The organism is Proteus terrae (assembly GCF_003144325.1).
GTDB classification, from domain to species: Bacteria; Pseudomonadota; Gammaproteobacteria; order Enterobacterales; family Enterobacteriaceae; genus Proteus; species Proteus terrae.
In genome coordinates this window covers 25,813-42,111 of the sequence record NZ_PENS01000017.1, presented here as the reverse complement: position 1 = coordinate 42,111, position 16,299 = coordinate 25,813, and the positions used below count along the sequence as shown (strand labels likewise).

14 protein-coding genes are annotated in these 16,299 nt (G+C 37.8%); 9 read left to right on the top strand and 5 right to left on the bottom strand.

What is annotated here, in order from left to right; all coding sequences use genetic code 11:
• The first annotated feature begins 278 nt into the window (after positions 1 to 278).
• On the top strand, positions 279 to 533 hold the full coding sequence (locus tag DK857_RS16245; protein WP_226892311.1) for a hypothetical protein: 255 nt from the start codon (positions 279 to 281) through the stop codon (positions 531 to 533).
• A 141-nt stretch (positions 534 to 674) separates the two neighbouring features.
• On the opposite strand, the gene yeiP is transcribed toward DK857_RS16245, so the two are convergent.
• From yeiP to DK857_RS16230, 3 genes are all read right to left on the bottom strand, one after another.
• Positions 675 to 1,247 (bottom strand): elongation factor P-like protein YeiP, encoded by a 573-nt coding sequence (gene yeiP / locus DK857_RS16240; protein WP_109402726.1) that lies wholly within the window; start codon positions 1,245 to 1,247, stop codon positions 675 to 677.
• A 161-nt stretch (positions 1,248 to 1,408) separates the two neighbouring features.
• Entirely contained in the window at positions 1,409 to 2,650 is a 1,242-nt protein-coding gene (gene mtr / locus DK857_RS16235) for a tryptophan permease (protein WP_109402725.1), read from the bottom strand.
• Positions 2,651 to 2,940: 290 nt separating this feature from the next.
• Positions 2,941 to 3,357: a nucleotide triphosphate diphosphatase NUDT15 gene (locus tag DK857_RS16230; RefSeq protein ID WP_109393689.1), complete on the bottom strand. Its 417-nt coding sequence runs from the start codon at positions 3,355 to 3,357 to the stop codon at positions 2,941 to 2,943.
• 194 nt (positions 3,358 to 3,551) lie between these two features.
• Here DK857_RS16230 and fruK point away from each other — a divergent pair, with 194 nt between their 5' ends.
• On the top strand, positions 3,552 to 4,490 hold the full coding sequence (fruK, locus tag DK857_RS16225; RefSeq protein WP_109393690.1) for a 1-phosphofructokinase: 939 nt from the start codon (positions 3,552 to 3,554) through the stop codon (positions 4,488 to 4,490).
• Between the two features lie 104 nt (positions 4,491 to 4,594).
• On the opposite strand, the gene nfo is transcribed toward fruK, so the two are convergent.
• Positions 4,595 to 5,437 carry a deoxyribonuclease IV gene (gene nfo / locus DK857_RS16220; protein ID WP_109393691.1) on the bottom strand — a complete coding sequence of 281 codons (843 nt, stop codon included), beginning with the start codon at positions 5,435 to 5,437 and terminating at the stop codon, positions 4,595 to 4,597.
• Between the two features lie 167 nt (positions 5,438 to 5,604).
• Complete coding sequence (locus tag DK857_RS16215; RefSeq protein ID WP_167394848.1) at positions 5,605 to 6,699, bottom strand: YeiH family protein; 1,095 nt, start codon at positions 6,697 to 6,699, stop codon at positions 5,605 to 5,607.
• A 184-nt stretch (positions 6,700 to 6,883) separates the two neighbouring features.
• On the opposite strand from DK857_RS16215, the gene yieE reads away from it, so the two are divergent.
• From yieE to DK857_RS16180, 7 genes are all read left to right on the top strand, one after another.
• Positions 6,884 to 7,777 (top strand): DNA-binding transcriptional regulator YeiE, encoded by an 894-nt coding sequence (yieE, locus tag DK857_RS16210; RefSeq protein WP_075673572.1) that lies wholly within the window; start codon positions 6,884 to 6,886, stop codon positions 7,775 to 7,777.
• A 118-nt stretch (positions 7,778 to 7,895) separates the two neighbouring features.
• Complete coding sequence (locus tag DK857_RS16205; protein WP_109393693.1) at positions 7,896 to 9,383, top strand: amino acid permease; 1,488 nt, start codon at positions 7,896 to 7,898, stop codon at positions 9,381 to 9,383.
• 487 nt (positions 9,384 to 9,870) lie between these two features.
• Positions 9,871 to 10,959, top strand: coding sequence for a FecCD family ABC transporter permease (locus DK857_RS16200; RefSeq protein ID WP_109393694.1), 1,089 nt, complete (start codon positions 9,871 to 9,873; stop codon positions 10,957 to 10,959).
• The gene (locus DK857_RS16195) at positions 10,959 to 11,741 is read left to right on the top strand and encodes an ABC transporter ATP-binding protein (protein ID WP_109393695.1); all 783 of its coding nucleotides are present in this window, start codon (positions 10,959 to 10,961) and stop codon (positions 11,739 to 11,741) included. The genes DK857_RS16200 and DK857_RS16195 overlap by 1 nt, the downstream gene beginning before the upstream one ends.
• A gap of 166 nt (positions 11,742 to 11,907) precedes the next feature.
• Positions 11,908 to 13,926, top strand: a complete 2,019-nt coding sequence (locus tag DK857_RS16190; RefSeq protein WP_109393696.1) for a ligand-gated channel protein — start codon at positions 11,908 to 11,910, stop codon at positions 13,924 to 13,926.
• 767 nt (positions 13,927 to 14,693) lie between these two features.
• A complete protein-coding gene (locus tag DK857_RS19615; protein WP_098943434.1) occupies positions 14,694 to 14,903 on the top strand; it encodes a hypothetical protein in 210 nt (69 codons plus the stop codon).
• Positions 14,893 to 16,272, top strand: coding sequence for an APC family permease (locus DK857_RS16180; RefSeq protein ID WP_109393697.1), 1,380 nt, complete (start codon positions 14,893 to 14,895; stop codon positions 16,270 to 16,272). The genes DK857_RS19615 and DK857_RS16180 overlap by 11 nt, the downstream gene beginning before the upstream one ends.
• Positions 16,273 to 16,299 lie beyond the last annotated feature (27 nt).

The window sequence follows — 16,299 nt, the reverse complement described above, 5'->3', positions numbered from 1 at the left end:
TAGTGTTATTTATTATTTTAAATATTTTGCTTAAGTTTAATCAACGTTGATTTCTTATTTATAAATATCGAGCGTTTATATTTGATAGACATCAAATATTCTTCTTATGTCTATATGAATGTCATATTTTATTGCTATGATGAAAATATGTCGGGTAGGTGTGATCCCCATACCTGCTAGCGCAAACAAGAAGTGAGGTCGTTATGAGAAAATATCTGACCGTAGTATGCAGTCTTCTCGTTTCCAGTTCGATATCATTGGCTTGGGCGTCTGATCCCATGCAAACAACAGGGCAGATTTATCTGCGGGGTGCGATTGTGGATCCTGCATGTGAAATGAATTTTACATTTGATAAAGCTGAATACCAATGTTACAAACACAACAAAGTGTTTACATCTACTCAACCCATCATTCCAGCGTCTTTTGATAAATCCCAACAAACTATTATTTTGCCTCAAGATATGGGTAAGGCTGAGATCCGTTGGATGGATGATACCCAAAAGAATGGTGTTATTGACGTTCAGTATTTTTAAGGCGTCTGTGGGGAAATAGAAGTAGGTAGTAAAGATAAACAAGTCAAATAATCGTTTGTCACATTGGGTTTCTTTACGATTATCTGACCTATTTAAAGCAACATTAGCTATGCGCTAATGAGTAGAGTTTTTGACTGTTGATTAGTCAGCACGGCTCATATAGCGACGTTCAGCAATATGAATGCGAATTTTATCGCCAGTAGAAAGATATTCAGGAACCTGAATAACTAACCCTGTTGGTAATGTCGCAGGTTTAGTACGAGCACTTGCAGATGCGCCTTTAATACCTGGAACAGTTTCAACAATTTCCATATCAACAGTTTGTGGCAGTTCTAATGCTAAAACTTGACCATCCATTGTTAATACTTGCATTCCCGCTAAGCCTTCCTCAGGAATAAACAGTAATTCATCTTCGATTTGATCTTTTTTGAAGGTATATGGTGTGTAATCTTCATTATCCATAAAGATATACTCATCACCATCGATGTAAGAAAAGCTAACAGCACGACGTGTTAAGCTGATGGTATCAATCATATCATCGCCTTTAAAACGCTCTTCTACTTTCTGGCCTGTACGGATATCCGTAAAACGCATTTTGTACAGCGTACTTGCGCCACGAGCACTTGGTGCTTGGATGTCGATATCTTTTACCAGTAATAATTTGTTGTTATAACTAACAGCCATACCACGTTTAATTTCATTGGCTTTTGCCATATAAAACCTTCCATTAAATAACATTGACGATAATGGCGACAAAATTACTCGCAGTGCAGAAACTTGGCAAGTTATTCGCTCATTTTTTTATAAGATTTGATGAAAAAATAAAGCCAGCTCAAGTATGGGCTGGCTTTAGATATTAACTTTTAGAAAAGAAATTAACGGTAGATAGGAAGAAGATTAAAGTTCGCTAAAATATGTGCACTGGCATTGATAACACCAAATAAAATAACAAAACCAATCATAAACATACCACCAGGAGCTTTAAAACTTTGACTTTGATTACGTTCACGACTTGCTTTTGCCATTAATGCAGGGATAATCGCAGCCCAAATCGTTGCTGCAAGTCCTGCAAAACCAATGGCATATAAGAAACCATCAGGAAAAATGATTGCTAAAATAGTCGGTGGTATAAATGTGACTAATGCAGATTTAAATCGACCGCTTCTTGTATTTGAAAACTTAAAGAAGTCCGCTAAGTAATCGAATAATCCTAATGACACGCCTAAGAATGAACTTGCTAATGCCATATAAGAGAACAAGTCTAATAACATTGATACAGTGGCATTGGCGGTTGTTGAACGCATTTGTGCTAATAAGTTACCAATATTTCCACCATCAGCAATTACCTGCTTGAAACCTTCGCGAGGAATATTACCTTGTACAACAAACTGCCATAAAATATAAATCGCCAGTGAAATCAATGTGCCAATAAGCAAGCTTTTCATGACGGCTTTGCCATCTTTACGATAGTACGTTACTAAACCTGGAATATTGCCGTGATAACCAAACGAGGTTAGTAAATAAGGTAACGCAGCTAAAGCATAAGGTAAGTAACTCGCATTGCTTTCATTGGTATTAAATAACACAGGCATTTTTACTTCCGTAAATAAGCCACCAATGGCTAACACAAAGGCGATTACCATACCGCCAATTAAAATAGTGCTTAGTCTATCTACTGAACGTGTTGATAACCAAACAAAGAAAGCAACAATTAAGGCAAAGACTAAGCCGGCAATGGCTTGTGGTACGCTGATCATACCTGCAAAGTTTTGCACGATAATGGAACTGCCAGCAGAAATATAAGCGTAAGTTAAAATATAAAGAACAAACGCAATCGATAGTCCATTAATCGTACTCCAGCCTTTTCCTAATAAGTCTTTGGTAATGGTATGAAAGCTTGATCCCAAAGGATAATGAAGGTTCACTTCTAAGATCATTAACCCAGACATAAATAAACAAAACCAGGTGTAGATCAGAAGAAAAATAGAACCGGTAAACCAGACACCGGAAGTCACAATAGGAATGGAAAACATGCCTGCACCCACAGCGGTACCTGCAATGATCATTGCGCCACCAAGTACGGATGGACGCTTTGTTATTGACGTGACTTCTGACATAAGATGTCCTTATAAAATTGACTCAATGTACTAGCTTGATGGTGTAAAGAATACACGTTTGCTATAAAGGTGTAAATAGAGGTTATTGTGCTTTATAAAAGAAAAAAGTGAGTAAAAATAATACAGTAGAAAAAGGGGGTTATATAAATCAATGGATTAGTGTGAGGATTATTAGAAATGATAAAGAAACACAGCGATAAATAAGTGAAAATTTGCGCAGAAATAGATAATTCGAACATTATTCTGAACAAAAAAGATCCAGAATAATGAACGTGATAGGGTGTTTTTAATTAACCTTGATAAAACTGCTTACTTTTCCATAATGCAATAGAATTGCGACTAGCTTCGAAGTGTGGCTCAGGTAAATCATCTGGAGAACACCAGCGGATTTCAGAGCATTTATCTGGTTCCATCAATTTAGGCTCATCACCTTGGTGTTGTGCGATCATACAAATAGAGACAGTGTGTTTACCTTCTAACTGGTAAGTTTCTAGATTATTGCTAATACCAATCACTTGTGGTGCAGTGATCACAATCCCAATTTCTTCTTCTATTTCGCGAATAGCACATTGCTCAAAAGTTTCCCCTTCATCAACATGTCCACCAAAAATTGACCAATAAGGGGCATGTTTTCCACAACGTTTTCCTAATAATACTTCACCATTTTCATTAGTGATAATTACGCCAACGCCAACTACGACAGACATTTAAGACTCCTTTTTTTCTTTTTTATATAGTTATAGTTAATGTATGAAATAAGTCGCTTTTTACGGTCAATATTCTCCTTTGCGGGGGGATCGAGTGCAAGGATAAAAAAACCAAATTCACTGAATAAAAGGTTAATTGATGCTATATATAGCACCCTAAATATTCATAATAAAAATGATTGGGGAGTGAAGGCATGAGTCGCCGTGTCGCTACGATCACCTTAAACCCTGCTTATGATCTTGTTGGCGCTTGTCCAGCTATTGATGTAGGTGGTGTTAATTTAGTCCAAACTGCTGGGCTTAATCCTGCGGGTAAAGGCAATAATGTCGCGAAAGTCTTACGTGATTTGGGCATTGATATTACTGTTAGCGGGTTTATGGGACGTGAAAATCAAGAAGAATTTCAGCACTTCTTTAGTGAAAATGGGATGGCTAACCGTTTTTATCTTGTGTCAGGACGAACACGTATTAATGTGAAGTTAACCGAAGGAAAAGGGCAAGTTACTGACTTTAATTTTTCAGGATTCACCGTATCAGAGCAAGATTGGCAGCGTTTTGCAACGGATTCACTTAATTGGCTTGGCCATTTCGATATGGTCGTTGTCAGTGGTAGTTTACCGAATGGCGTTGATCCTGAAGCCTTTACTCAATGGATGATTAAGCTAAGAAGATTATGTCCGTGCATTATTTTTGACAGCAGTCGTGATGCTTTAGTCGCAGGGCTAAAAGCAGCACCTTGGCTAATAAAACCTAACCATCGTGAATTAGAAGCGTGGGTAGGGCATTCATTAACTGAAATGGCAGATATTATTAAAGCCGCTCATCAACTACGCGATAAAGGTATAGCACATGTCGTTATTTCACTGGGTGAAAGAGGGGCTTTATGGGTAAATGCATCTGGCGCATGGCTGGCAAATCCACCACATTGTGATGTGATAAGTACCGTTGGTGCTGGGGATTCGATGGTTGCTGGATTAGTGTATGGTTTATTAATGAGTCAAACGAGTGAGCATACTTTGCGTCTTGCAACTGCGGTTTCTGCGTTATCAGTCAGTCAGCCTGATGTAGGAATAAAAGACAGGAGTCAACTTGCTGAAATGATGACTAAGATAGAGCTAACACCGATTAAATAAGATAATTTGCGGTTTATTACTATAATAAAAAAACAATATAAAACGAAAACTGTAAAAAATGAAAATTGTATAAACCGCAAATCTTATTAATGTTGCTACTGTTTCTAGTGTTGTTGTGACTTTAGCCAAGCAATTTCGTCAGGCCAAATATCTGGGTTGATGGTTTCTAAAATCAGCGGAATACCATCAAAACGCTTATCTTGCATTATATAGCTAAAAGGGACTTTACCAATATTCCCTTCACCTAAACTGTGGTGACGGTCTACTCGACTGGCTAATTCGCTTTTTGCATCATTAAGGTGCATCGCTTTTAGGTATTGAAAACCGACAATCTTTTCAAATTCAGCAAATGTTTTTTCGCAATCTTCAATTGTTCTTAGATCATAACCGGCGGCGAAAGTGTGGCAAGTATCAATACAAACGCCTACACGAGATTTATCTTCTACCCCATCAATAATGGTGGCTAGATGTTCGAAACGATAACCTAAATTTGTACCTTGGCCTGCGGTATTTTCAATCACGGCAGTGACATTTTTAGTTTTTTCTAAAGTGATGTTAATTGATTGTGCTATTTTTTGTAGGCACTTATCAACATCAATTTTATTTAAATGGCTTCCCGGATGGAAATTAAGTAACTCAATACCCAGTTGTTCACAACGCTGCATTTCATCTAGAAATGCGTCTCTTGATTTTTCAAGAGCATCTTCTTCAGGGTGACCTAAATTAATGAGATAACTGTCATGGGGTAAAATTTGGGAGGGGCCATAACCATAAAGTTCACAGTTCTTTTTGAATTTATCAATGACTTCTGCCGATAATGGTGCTGCTTTCCACTGGCGCTGATTCTTAGTAAAAAGGGCAAACGCAGTGGCTTTTATTTCATGTGCGCGTAATACCGCCTGATCGACGCCACCAGCAGCACTGACATGTGCGCCAACAAATTTCATTCTTTCTCTCCTTAGATTTATTTCACACCATGATAACAAACATACAGCGTATAACATCATATTGAGGTGATAAAAGCAAAAAAGCGCAACTAAAAATAGTTGCGCAATAATGAAAAGTACTTCTCAAGGCGAAATTTTAAGGGGGATTATTTATATCGATGTTCCTATTAAGACATCAACACAGTCTGAATAAAGATATTAATTATCGCACCACCAAGGGTTAACCAGAAAAATAAGAATAACGCTAATAATAATGGTTTGACGCCTGCTTGTCGGATAGCGCTAATATGTGTTGTTAAACCTAATGCCACCATTGCCATTGCTAAGAGAATGGTATCAATAGTCACAATGTAACTAACAATAGACGCTGGAATTAAATTTAAAGAGTTAAAACCCGCCATTAAAATAAAGAATACGGCAAACCAAGGAATAGTAATTGGGCTTTTCTCAGTCGCTTGTGCACCATTGTTTGCCTTACTTTTCTTCTTACTTAAATAAGTTGAAAGAATAATTAAGAATGGTGCTAGCATCATTACGCGGATCATTTTACTAATAACCGCAGCATTTTCAGCATCAGGGCTAATTGAGTGTCCTACAGCGACGACTTGAGCGACTTCGTGAATAGTTGAGCCGGAGAAAATACCAAAGGTTTCTTCTGTAAAGGGTAACCAGCCTGCAAATATATTTAAATGATAGAACCAAGGGTAAAGGAAAATACCGATAGTACCGAAAATCACAACAGTAGAAACCGCAACGGCAACTTGGCTTGCTTGTGCTTTAACAACAGGCTCTGTCGCCATAACAGCCGCAGCACCACAAATACTACTACCCGCACCAATCAAGATGACAGTTTGTTCATCTAAGCCGAAATATTTGCGTCCAATCCACATAGCGATAAGAAAAGTCGATGTCAGCATAATGGCATCTATAATTAAACCTGTTGCACCTACATCTGCAATTTGCTGAAAAGTCAGTCTAAAACCGTACAAAATAATACCTGTACGTAATAAATAGTGTTTAGCGAATTTGACTCCTTCATCACTATAAGGCTTTGCAACAGGATAAAAGGTATTACCTACAATAATACCGAATAGGATCGCCAGCGTTAATGCGCCTAAACCCATGCTCGAAAACCAAGGAATATCACCAATATAAATAGCAAGCGCAGTTAATACGCCTGTTAGTAATAAACCAGGAAGCCAGCGATAGACTGGAGTGAAATATTTTTTCGCCAATGTAATAGGTTGACTTTGCTCTGACATAGAAAAACCTTGCTTATATGAATTTTGCATAAGCATATAACAAGCAATCTTATTTATTAAACTCATTATTTTTATAATAATAACCAGTAAAATCAATATAGGTGTATTTTCTTAAATGTACTTGGTATGTTACTGGTTTGTGGATAGTATGTTATTACAATGACAGTTCAAAGGTGGAATGGATATGCGAATTACGTTGCGGCAACTGGAAGTCTTTACTGAAGTTCTCAAGAGTGGTTCTACAACGCAAGCATCACAACAGCTTGCTTTATCTCAATCTGCTGTCAGTGCTTCTTTAACTGATCTAGAAAGCCAACTCGGTGTGCAGCTTTTTGATAGAGTGGGAAAACGGCTTGTCACAAATGAGCATGGACGATTACTTTATCCCAGAGCATTATCTTTACTCGAACGAGCAACTGAAGTTGAGCAATTATTCCAAGCTGGGAATGGTGCTTTGCGCATCGCTGCAAGTACAACAATAGGTAATTATATTCTTCCTCAAATGCTGGGGAATTTTCATCGTAATTATCCTGATATTCCGCTAGAAATGAGTATTGGAAATACCGAAGAAGTCGTTAAGTTAGTGAGCGAATTCCGTGTTGATTTAGGGCTAATTGAAGGTGCTTGTCAAAGTTCCGAACTGATTAGCCAGAAATGGCTTTTAGATGAAATGGTTATTTTTTGTTCACCCGATCATCCGTTAGCTAAAGCATCAAAAGTGACTTTAACTGATTTGCAGTCAGCCCCTTGGATTTTACGAGAAAATGGTTCAGGAACTCGAGATGTGCTTAACCATCTTCTATTTGCTTCTTTACCAGGTTATCGCATTGAAATGGAATTAGGTAATTCAGAAGCAATAAAACATGCCGTTATGTATGAAATGGGGATCAGCTGTTTATCTCGCCGAGTGATTGAAGAGCAGATTAATAATGGCTCATTAAAAGAGATAAAAGTAGAAGGGTTGGCATTACAACGTACCCTATATCTGGTTTATCATCGCCAAAAACATGTCTCTGATGCACTGAAAAAACTCCTGACATATTGTAATGCTGAACACTTAATCGGCAATTTTTCATAAATTGCTAATAATTGGCGCCCGATCATGAAGGTATCTTATAATCCTAGATCCTTGCTATTCACGAACGACAGATTTGCTACAATCCTCGTTAGAAAAGTGAATATAAAAGTGGAATGTTATGTCAGAACAACAAAATAGTACTGCTGATTCGGGCGCAGTACGCACTTTGCGCCGAGAGTTAAAAGCGCGACATTTAGCGATGATCGCTATTGGTGGTTCAATTGGTACAGGACTTTTTGTCGCATCTGGTGCAACTGTTGCTCAAGCAGGGCCGGGTGGGGCATTACTCTCTTATGCATTAATTGGACTAATGGTCTATTTTCTAATGACAAGTCTTGGGGAATTAGCCGCATTTATGCCTGTTTCCGGCTCATTCTCAACATACGGCTCTAAGTATGTAGAAGAAGGTTTTGGCTTCGCATTAGGCTGGAACTATTGGTATAACTGGGCAGTTACAATTGCTGTTGACCTTGTTGCTGCACAATTAGTGATGCTCTATTGGTTCCCTGATGTTGATGGTTGGATCTGGAGTGCTTTATTCCTTGGTGTTATTTTCTTACTCAACTATATCTCTGTAAAAGGGTTTGGTGAGGCAGAATATTGGTTCTCTTTGATCAAAGTTTCCACAGTAATTATCTTTATTATTGTGGGTATTGCGATGATCACTGGCATTATGAAAGGTGCCGAAAACGCAGGTTGGCATAATTGGGAAATTGGTGATGCACCTTTTGCGGGTGGATTTGCTGCCATGATTGGTGTTGCCATGATTGTTGGTTTCTCATTCCAAGGTACAGAATTAATTGGTATTGCAGCGGGTGAATCTAAAGATCCAGCTAAAAATATTCCCAAAGCTGTACGTAAAGTGTTCTGGCGTATCTTACTGTTTTATATCTTCGCGATTTTAATTATTAGCTTAATTATCCCTTACACTGATCCTAATTTACTGCGTAATGATGTAGGTGATATTAGCGTTAGTCCATTTACACTAGTCTTTAAAAATGCGGGATTATTATCTGCAGCAGCTATCATGAATGCAGTTATCTTAACGGCAGTACTTTCTGCTGGTAACTCAGGCATGTATGCATCAACGCGTATGCTGTTTACATTAGCAAGAGAAGGCAAAGCACCAAAATGCTTTGGTAAATTGTCTAAAAATGGTGTGCCACGCAATGCGCTTTATGCGACAACGGTTGTTGCTGGCCTATGTTTCCTAAGTTCAATGTACGGAAACCAAACTGTTTACTTGTGGTTATTGAATACCTCAGGAATGACTGGTTTTATTGCATGGTTAGGTATTGCGATTAGCCACTATCGTTTCCGTAAAGGTTATGTTGCACAAGGTCATGATTTAAATGACTTACCTTATCGCTCCGGCTTCTTCCCAATTGGTCCTATTTTTGCCTTTATATTGTGTTTAATTATTACATTAGGTCAAAATTACCAAGCTTTCTTAGAAGATACGATTGATTGGTATGGTGCAATTGCAACCTATATTGGTATCCCATTATTCTTATTAATTTGGTTTACTTATAAGATTGTGAAGAAAACCCGCTTTATTCGTTATAACGAAATGGAATTTCCAACACATATTGCGAATAAAAAATAACCTATAAATCAAGCTATTAAAACGTCCGTTTTTGTGATTGAGATCACTGTAAAATGGGCGTTTTTTTATATTTTGACCTTTCAATTATAAAAAACATGCAAAAACTTTAATTATATCAGTAATCGCATTGATAATTATTATTATTTGCTTTATTGTTAGCACACGATTTATTTGCTGAAAAATAAAATAATGGCGCTATTAGTTGTAAATAATATGCTTAATGTAATGAGTCTGATAATAATTAGCCCTTCTAGTGCTCAATATAGCCAACCAACAGTTTATCGCAATATAATAAATTACACAGCGAATATGATTCACCGTATAATAATTTGGCGACTCACTTCTTTGTTGAATAATTTGTCTCAAATTAATTATTGGTTTTTTGTACATAAAAAACAGTTGATGGGTTGTACGGTATGTTTTTGCTTACTTAATGGGTTGGTAAGAACAGAACAACGCAGAAAAAAAACTAGGTACAACAATTGATATGAGCATTATGTCAGAGAGACTCGCCACACAAGAGCATGAAAAGAATGCATCAGATAATGTGAAAGCCCATTATCGAAGAATGATGAATAAACGCATGCTATGGTTAGGAGTTATCGTTTTAATTATTTGTGGTTCAGTGGTGTTAGATTTCACCATGGGGCCTTCTGGTTTATCGCTTGATAAACTATTAACAACCCTTTTTCAGCCTGAACTTGTTGATGCGGGTTCTCGAGTGATTGTATGGGATATCCGCTTACCTTATGCCTTAATGGCGGTTGTGGTAGGGATGTCGCTAGGATTAGCGGGTGCAGAAATGCAAACGATCTTAAACAACCCGTTAGCAAGTCCATTCACATTGGGGTTATCAAATGCCGCTTCATTTGGTGCTGCATTGGCGATTGTTTTAGGTATTGGTATTCCCGGCATTCCTGACCAATGGTTTATTTCGGCGAATGCGTTTCTCTTTGCATTATTATCAGCCTTATTATTAGACGGAATAACTCGCTGGACACGTGTTCCAACATCTGGCGTTGTACTGTTTGGTATAGCTATGGTATTTACCTTTAATGCATTAGTCTCAATGATGCAATTTATTGCGACAGAAGACACGCTCCAAGGTCTAGTTTTCTGGACTATGGGAAGTTTAGCGCGTGCAACATGGGTAAAACTCGGTGTTATGGCGGGTGCTTTTGTGGTCATTATGGTGATTTCATGGATGAGCTCATGGAAATTAACTGCATTGCGATTAGGTGAAGATAGAGCGATTAGCTTTGGTATTGATGTAAAGCGTTTAAGATTAGGTTCATTACTGCGTATTAGTATTTTAACAGCGCTTGCAGTTGCCTTTGTTGGGCCCATTGCCTTTATTGGTTTGGTTGCACCTCACATTGCTCGCATGATGTTTGGTGAAGATCATCGATTCTATTTACCAGCAAGTGCATTAATTGGCGCTTTAATTTTATCATTGGCATCAATTGCTTCTAAAAATTTAATACCGGGTGTCATTATTCCTGTAGGTATTGTGACATCGCTGGTGGGCGTGCCATTTTTCCTCAGTATGATTTTACGTCATAGGGGGAATATCTAATGATGGAAGGATTAAAGATCCAAGATTTTAGTGCTGGATATGCTAAACATCTTATCATTAAGGCACTGGATGTAGAGCCATTACCAAAAGGAAAGGTCACTGTATTATTGGGACCAAATGGTAGCGGAAAATCAACATTATTAAGGGCGCTGGCGGGATTAAATAAATCATCAGGTGTTGTCAGTTTAGATGGCAACGATCTTGCGTCGATGAATTTTGCACAACGTGCCCAAAATGTGGTCTATTTGCCACAAACATTACCGGCAGGTGTTCATTTACATGTTTTAGAATCCATTATTGTGGCGCAGCGAGCTTCAGGTGGATTACATAATGAACATAGTGAAGCTCAGGTAATGCACTTATTACGCCAATTAGGTATCGAGCATTTAGCATTACGATATTTAGATGAATTATCGGGTGGTCAAAAACAATTAGTTGGGCTTGCTCAATCATTAATTAGACAACCCTCTCTATTATTATTGGATGAGCCATTAAGTGCGCTGGATCTTAATTACCAATACCATGTAATGGATTTAGTCGCTAAAGAAACGCACCGTAGAAATATTATTACTGTTGTTGTTGTTCACGATATTAATATCGCCTTACGGCATGGCGAACATGTATTAATGTTAAAGCAAGGACAATTAATTGCACAGGGCGTGCCAGGTAAGGTTATCACGGCACAAAGCCTTGCTGATGTTTATGGTGTTCAAGGCAGATTGGAATATTGTTCACAAGGAATACCTCAAATTATTATTGATGGTTTAGTGGATAAAATATAGAGAAGTAAAATAGAAAGAGAAAAGAAATAAATATAGGGATGCAGTAAATAGGGATATTAAAATAACTAAGGGTAATTAAATTTATTTATTACCCTAATTTCTGAGCAATTGTCGATACATCCATCTATATAAAACTTAAAGAATATATGTTCTTGGAGAATCGGGAATGGTAGTGTTAAATAAAAATAAAATCGCACTTGGCGTTGTTGCTGCTATTGCATCAAGTTTTGTTATGACTGCATCAGCAGAAAATGTAGAAAAACTGCTTGTAACAACCGCTTCAGGGTTTAAACAAACCGTTGAAGATGCACCTGCATCGGTTTCTGTTCTCACTCGTGAACAATTAGAAACCAAATCTTACCGTGATGTGACTGACGCATTAAAAGATGTACCCGGCGTATTAGTAACAGGCGGTGGAAGTAGTTCTGATATCAGTATTCGTGGTATGGATCCAAAATATACCATGATCTTGGTTGATGGTAAGCGTGTTGCATCGCGTGAAACGCGTCCTAATAGTGATAACTCTGGTATTGAACAAGGTTGGTTACCGCCTTTACCTGCTATCGAACGTATTGAAGTTGTACGTGGACCAATGTCTTCTTTATATGGTTCAGATGCAATGGGGGGGGTTATCAATATTATTACTCGTAAAGCGCAAAAAGAGTGGAACTTTAGCTTACGTGGAGATAGTACTATCACAGAGCGTAAAGACTCAGGTAATACTAATCAAGGTAGTTTTTACGCCGCAGGTCCATTAATTGATAATGTCTTAGGCTTGAAAATTCAAGGTCAATATTCACATCGTAGTGAAGATAAAATTGTGAATGGTTATAACCGTCAAATTACGGCATCAGGCGGTGGTACATTAAGTTGGACACCTGATGAGCAAAATACGATTGATTTTGAATTTAAAAAAGATAACCAACATCGTGACTCACGAGTTTGGCATTCAAAATCAGGGTTACCTAGCCGAGGTAAAACACCTGAAAGCAGCTTTACTGATTATGAGCTAACCCATTATGCGTTAACTCATGATGGTGTTTATGATTTTGGTACGATGAATACGTATGTTCAGCGTGATGAAAGCCGTAACCCATCTCGTAAAATGGATTATGACGACACAACAGTGCGTAATCAAACCGTCTTTATGTTAGGTGACCATACATTAAGTGTGGGAGCGCAATATCGTTATGAAGAGCTAAAAGACGAAGGTAATAAGATTAAAGGTGGTAATAAGCTAGATCGTTATAGTTGGGCATTATTTGCTGAAGATGAATGGGCAATGACTAACGATTTTGCCTTAACGGGTGGCTTACGTATGGATAAAGATGAGAACTTTGGTACTCACTGGACACCTAGAGTATACGGTGTATGGCATCTTGCTGATGAGTGGACATTAAAAGGTGGAGTATCTACCGGTTATCGTTCACCAGATCTACGTCAAGCAACGGCATCATGGGGTCAAGGTACGGGTGGCGGTAATTATGATGCTGTTATTTATGGTAACCCAAGTTTGAAACCTGAAAAATCAGTCACTGAAGAAATTTCAATTATCTGGGATAACCGTGAAAATCTGACGGCAAGTTTAGGTCTTTTTAATACCGACTTTAAAGATAAGATTATGGAAGATCGCCGTTGTGACAGCCGTACAAATAAAGACGGTTCTAAAATGACGGATCTTCGTGACTGTACATTAGCAGACGGTGTTGGCAATAATGGGAAACCTTATGACTTTGTTAGTGATAGAACTAACGTAGATAAAGCGAATATGCGTGGTATTGAGGCGACCTTTAACTGGACAATATCACCAGAGTGGAATTTAGCGGCTAACTACACCTTTACGGACACTGAACAAAAAAGCGGTGATTTCAAAGGTAAGCCATTAAATAAACAACCACGTCATATGGCTAACGCGACCTTAAATTGGGAAACAATGCCAGAAATGGAAACGTGGGCACGTATTAACTTCCGTGGTAAAACCTCTGATTACTTATCACGTACTTCTATGTCACATGGCACGCCTTCTTATGCGTTTGTTGATATTGGTACCAGCTACAGTTTAACCAAGCAACTAAATGTTATTGGTGGTGTTTATAACGTGTTAGATCGCCGTATTGACCAAGAACATTTTAATACTACTTTAGAAGGCCGTCGTTACAACATTGGTTTGAACTATAACTTCTAATTTATTACCCTCAGTTTGTGTCATTAAGACTCCACTTGTGGAGTCTTTTTTTATCTCTAATTTTTTTGATTTGTTCAAAATTAGTACTGGAAAATTTAAATATTGAGATCTATATTTAGCTCAATAATTCATCTTATTCATCGTTTTATTCTGAGTATTAGATTGTTATTTCTACTTAGTATCTGCCGTTTTTTTCTTAATTTATTCTCTTACTTTTTATTTATATAGAACAGGCTGTTAAAAAATAGACATTTTTTATTAAAAGTCTACTTTTTAGAGTAAAAAAAAGTATGAGTTAACAATTTCTTAGCATTAATCTTATTAATATATTTTAAATGCTTTATTTTGATATTCTATTGATGATATAAATTTTGCTATAAGATTTAATTCTTATTTATCAATATATTATGCCTTTCTCCCTTTCAGTGTAGTAAAGGTTTTTGAAATGTTTAAAGCTTAAGAATTGTGATAAAAGCACAATTCTTGTTAATAAAATGTAGCGCTGAATGTTGACTTAGTTTACGAATTGAAAAGATCGTAAAAAAAGGGGGCTTTTTGATGAAAATGTATTGCTATTTAAGTCTGAGACGTGCAAAATGCGCCCACTAAAAATATGACTGATGCGTTTAAAGTGCATCGGTTTTTTTTTGCATTTTTACTTATTACTACACCAAGAGGTCAGATTCATTTGAGTCTGAATAGATAACATAATTTGATTAGCAGCCAGCCCCTTAGAGAAAGGGTTGTCATGATAGAGGAATGCTAATATGGTACATTTATTCTCTTTCGCAGTTGGGCCTAACGGCACTGCGGGCAATGATGACTACGGAGCACGGCGTCTCCTAAACACATACACATCCTTAAAAACTTCATTCTATTCTGTTTATAGGCAGATGCGAAGTCTTCCCAGTAACTGTCGGTTGAGTTTATCTAATACTCAAGCCGAGGTTATGGGAGGGTTCGCTAATGTCAGATAACGTCATCTCCTCTATCGGCACTAACCAAACTGGTGCTAACAATCGAGTTCAACTACGTAAAACCTTGACGCTAATGCAGGTAGTCATGATGGGGCTTGCTTTTTTACAGCCTATGACTATTTTCGATACATTTGGTATCGTTTCTGGCATTACCAATGGCCACGTAGCAACATCGTATGCGATTGCATTGATTGCAATTTTATTTACAGCTGTAAGCTATGGAAAATTAGTTAAGCGTTTTCCTTCAGCTGGCTCTGCGTATACTTATGCTCAAAAATCCATGAGCCCTCATGTTGGCTTTATGGTAGGTTGGTCATCTTTACTCGACTATTTATTTATGCCAATGATCAATATTTTATTGGCGAAAATCTATTTACAAGCAATATTCCCGGGCGTTGAACCGTGGATCTTTGTATTTGGCTTAGTGGCTTTAATGACGTTCTTTAACCTACGTGGTATTAACGTTGTTGCTAACTTAAATACAGCAATTGTTATTGTACAAGTTGCAGTAATGGTTGTGTTTGTTGGATTACTTATTCACGGTGTATATAACGGAGAAGGCGCAGGGGAGTTATGGACCTTTAGACCGTTTGTTTCTGTTGATGCTGAAGTTATACCGATGATAACTGGAGCGACAATACTCTGTTTCTCATTCTTAGGTTTTGACGGTATCAGTACATTATCAGAAGAGACACCAAATGCAGGTAAAGTTATCCCTAAAGCGATTTTCTTAACTGCGCTGATTGGTGGGATTATCTTTATTGCTGTTTCTTACTTTTTACAATTGTATTTCCCAGATATTTCACGATTCAAGAACCCAGAAGAGTCACAACCTGAAATAATGCTGTATGTTGCTGGTGCTTTATTCCAGTCGATTATTTTAGTGTTCTCATGTGTGACTGTATTAGCATCTGGTATGGCGGCTCACGCAGGTGTTGCGCGTTTACTTTATGTTATGGGTCGTGATGGCGTATTCCCAGAGAAGACATTTGGTTACGTACATCCTAAATGGCGTACACCAGCTTTTAACGTGCTATTGGTGGGTTTTTTAGCGTTAGGTGCCGTGTTCTTTGACTTAGTGACTGCAACTGCATTAATTAACTTTGGTGCGTTAGTTGCGTTTACTTTCGTGAATCTGTCTGTTATTTCACAGTTCTATATTCGCGAGCGCCGCAATAAAGGATTAATGGATCATATTAATTACCTGATATTACCTATCATTGGTGCTGCGACAATGGGTGTCTTGTGGATAAACCTTGAACCAGGTTCTATGGAATTAGGCCTTGTCTGGGGGGCAATTGGTATACTTTATATGGTGTGGATCACACGTCGATTCCGTCGTCCAATGCCACAGATGCCAGAGAAGTAATACCCTAAAAATTGTCATAATGATAAA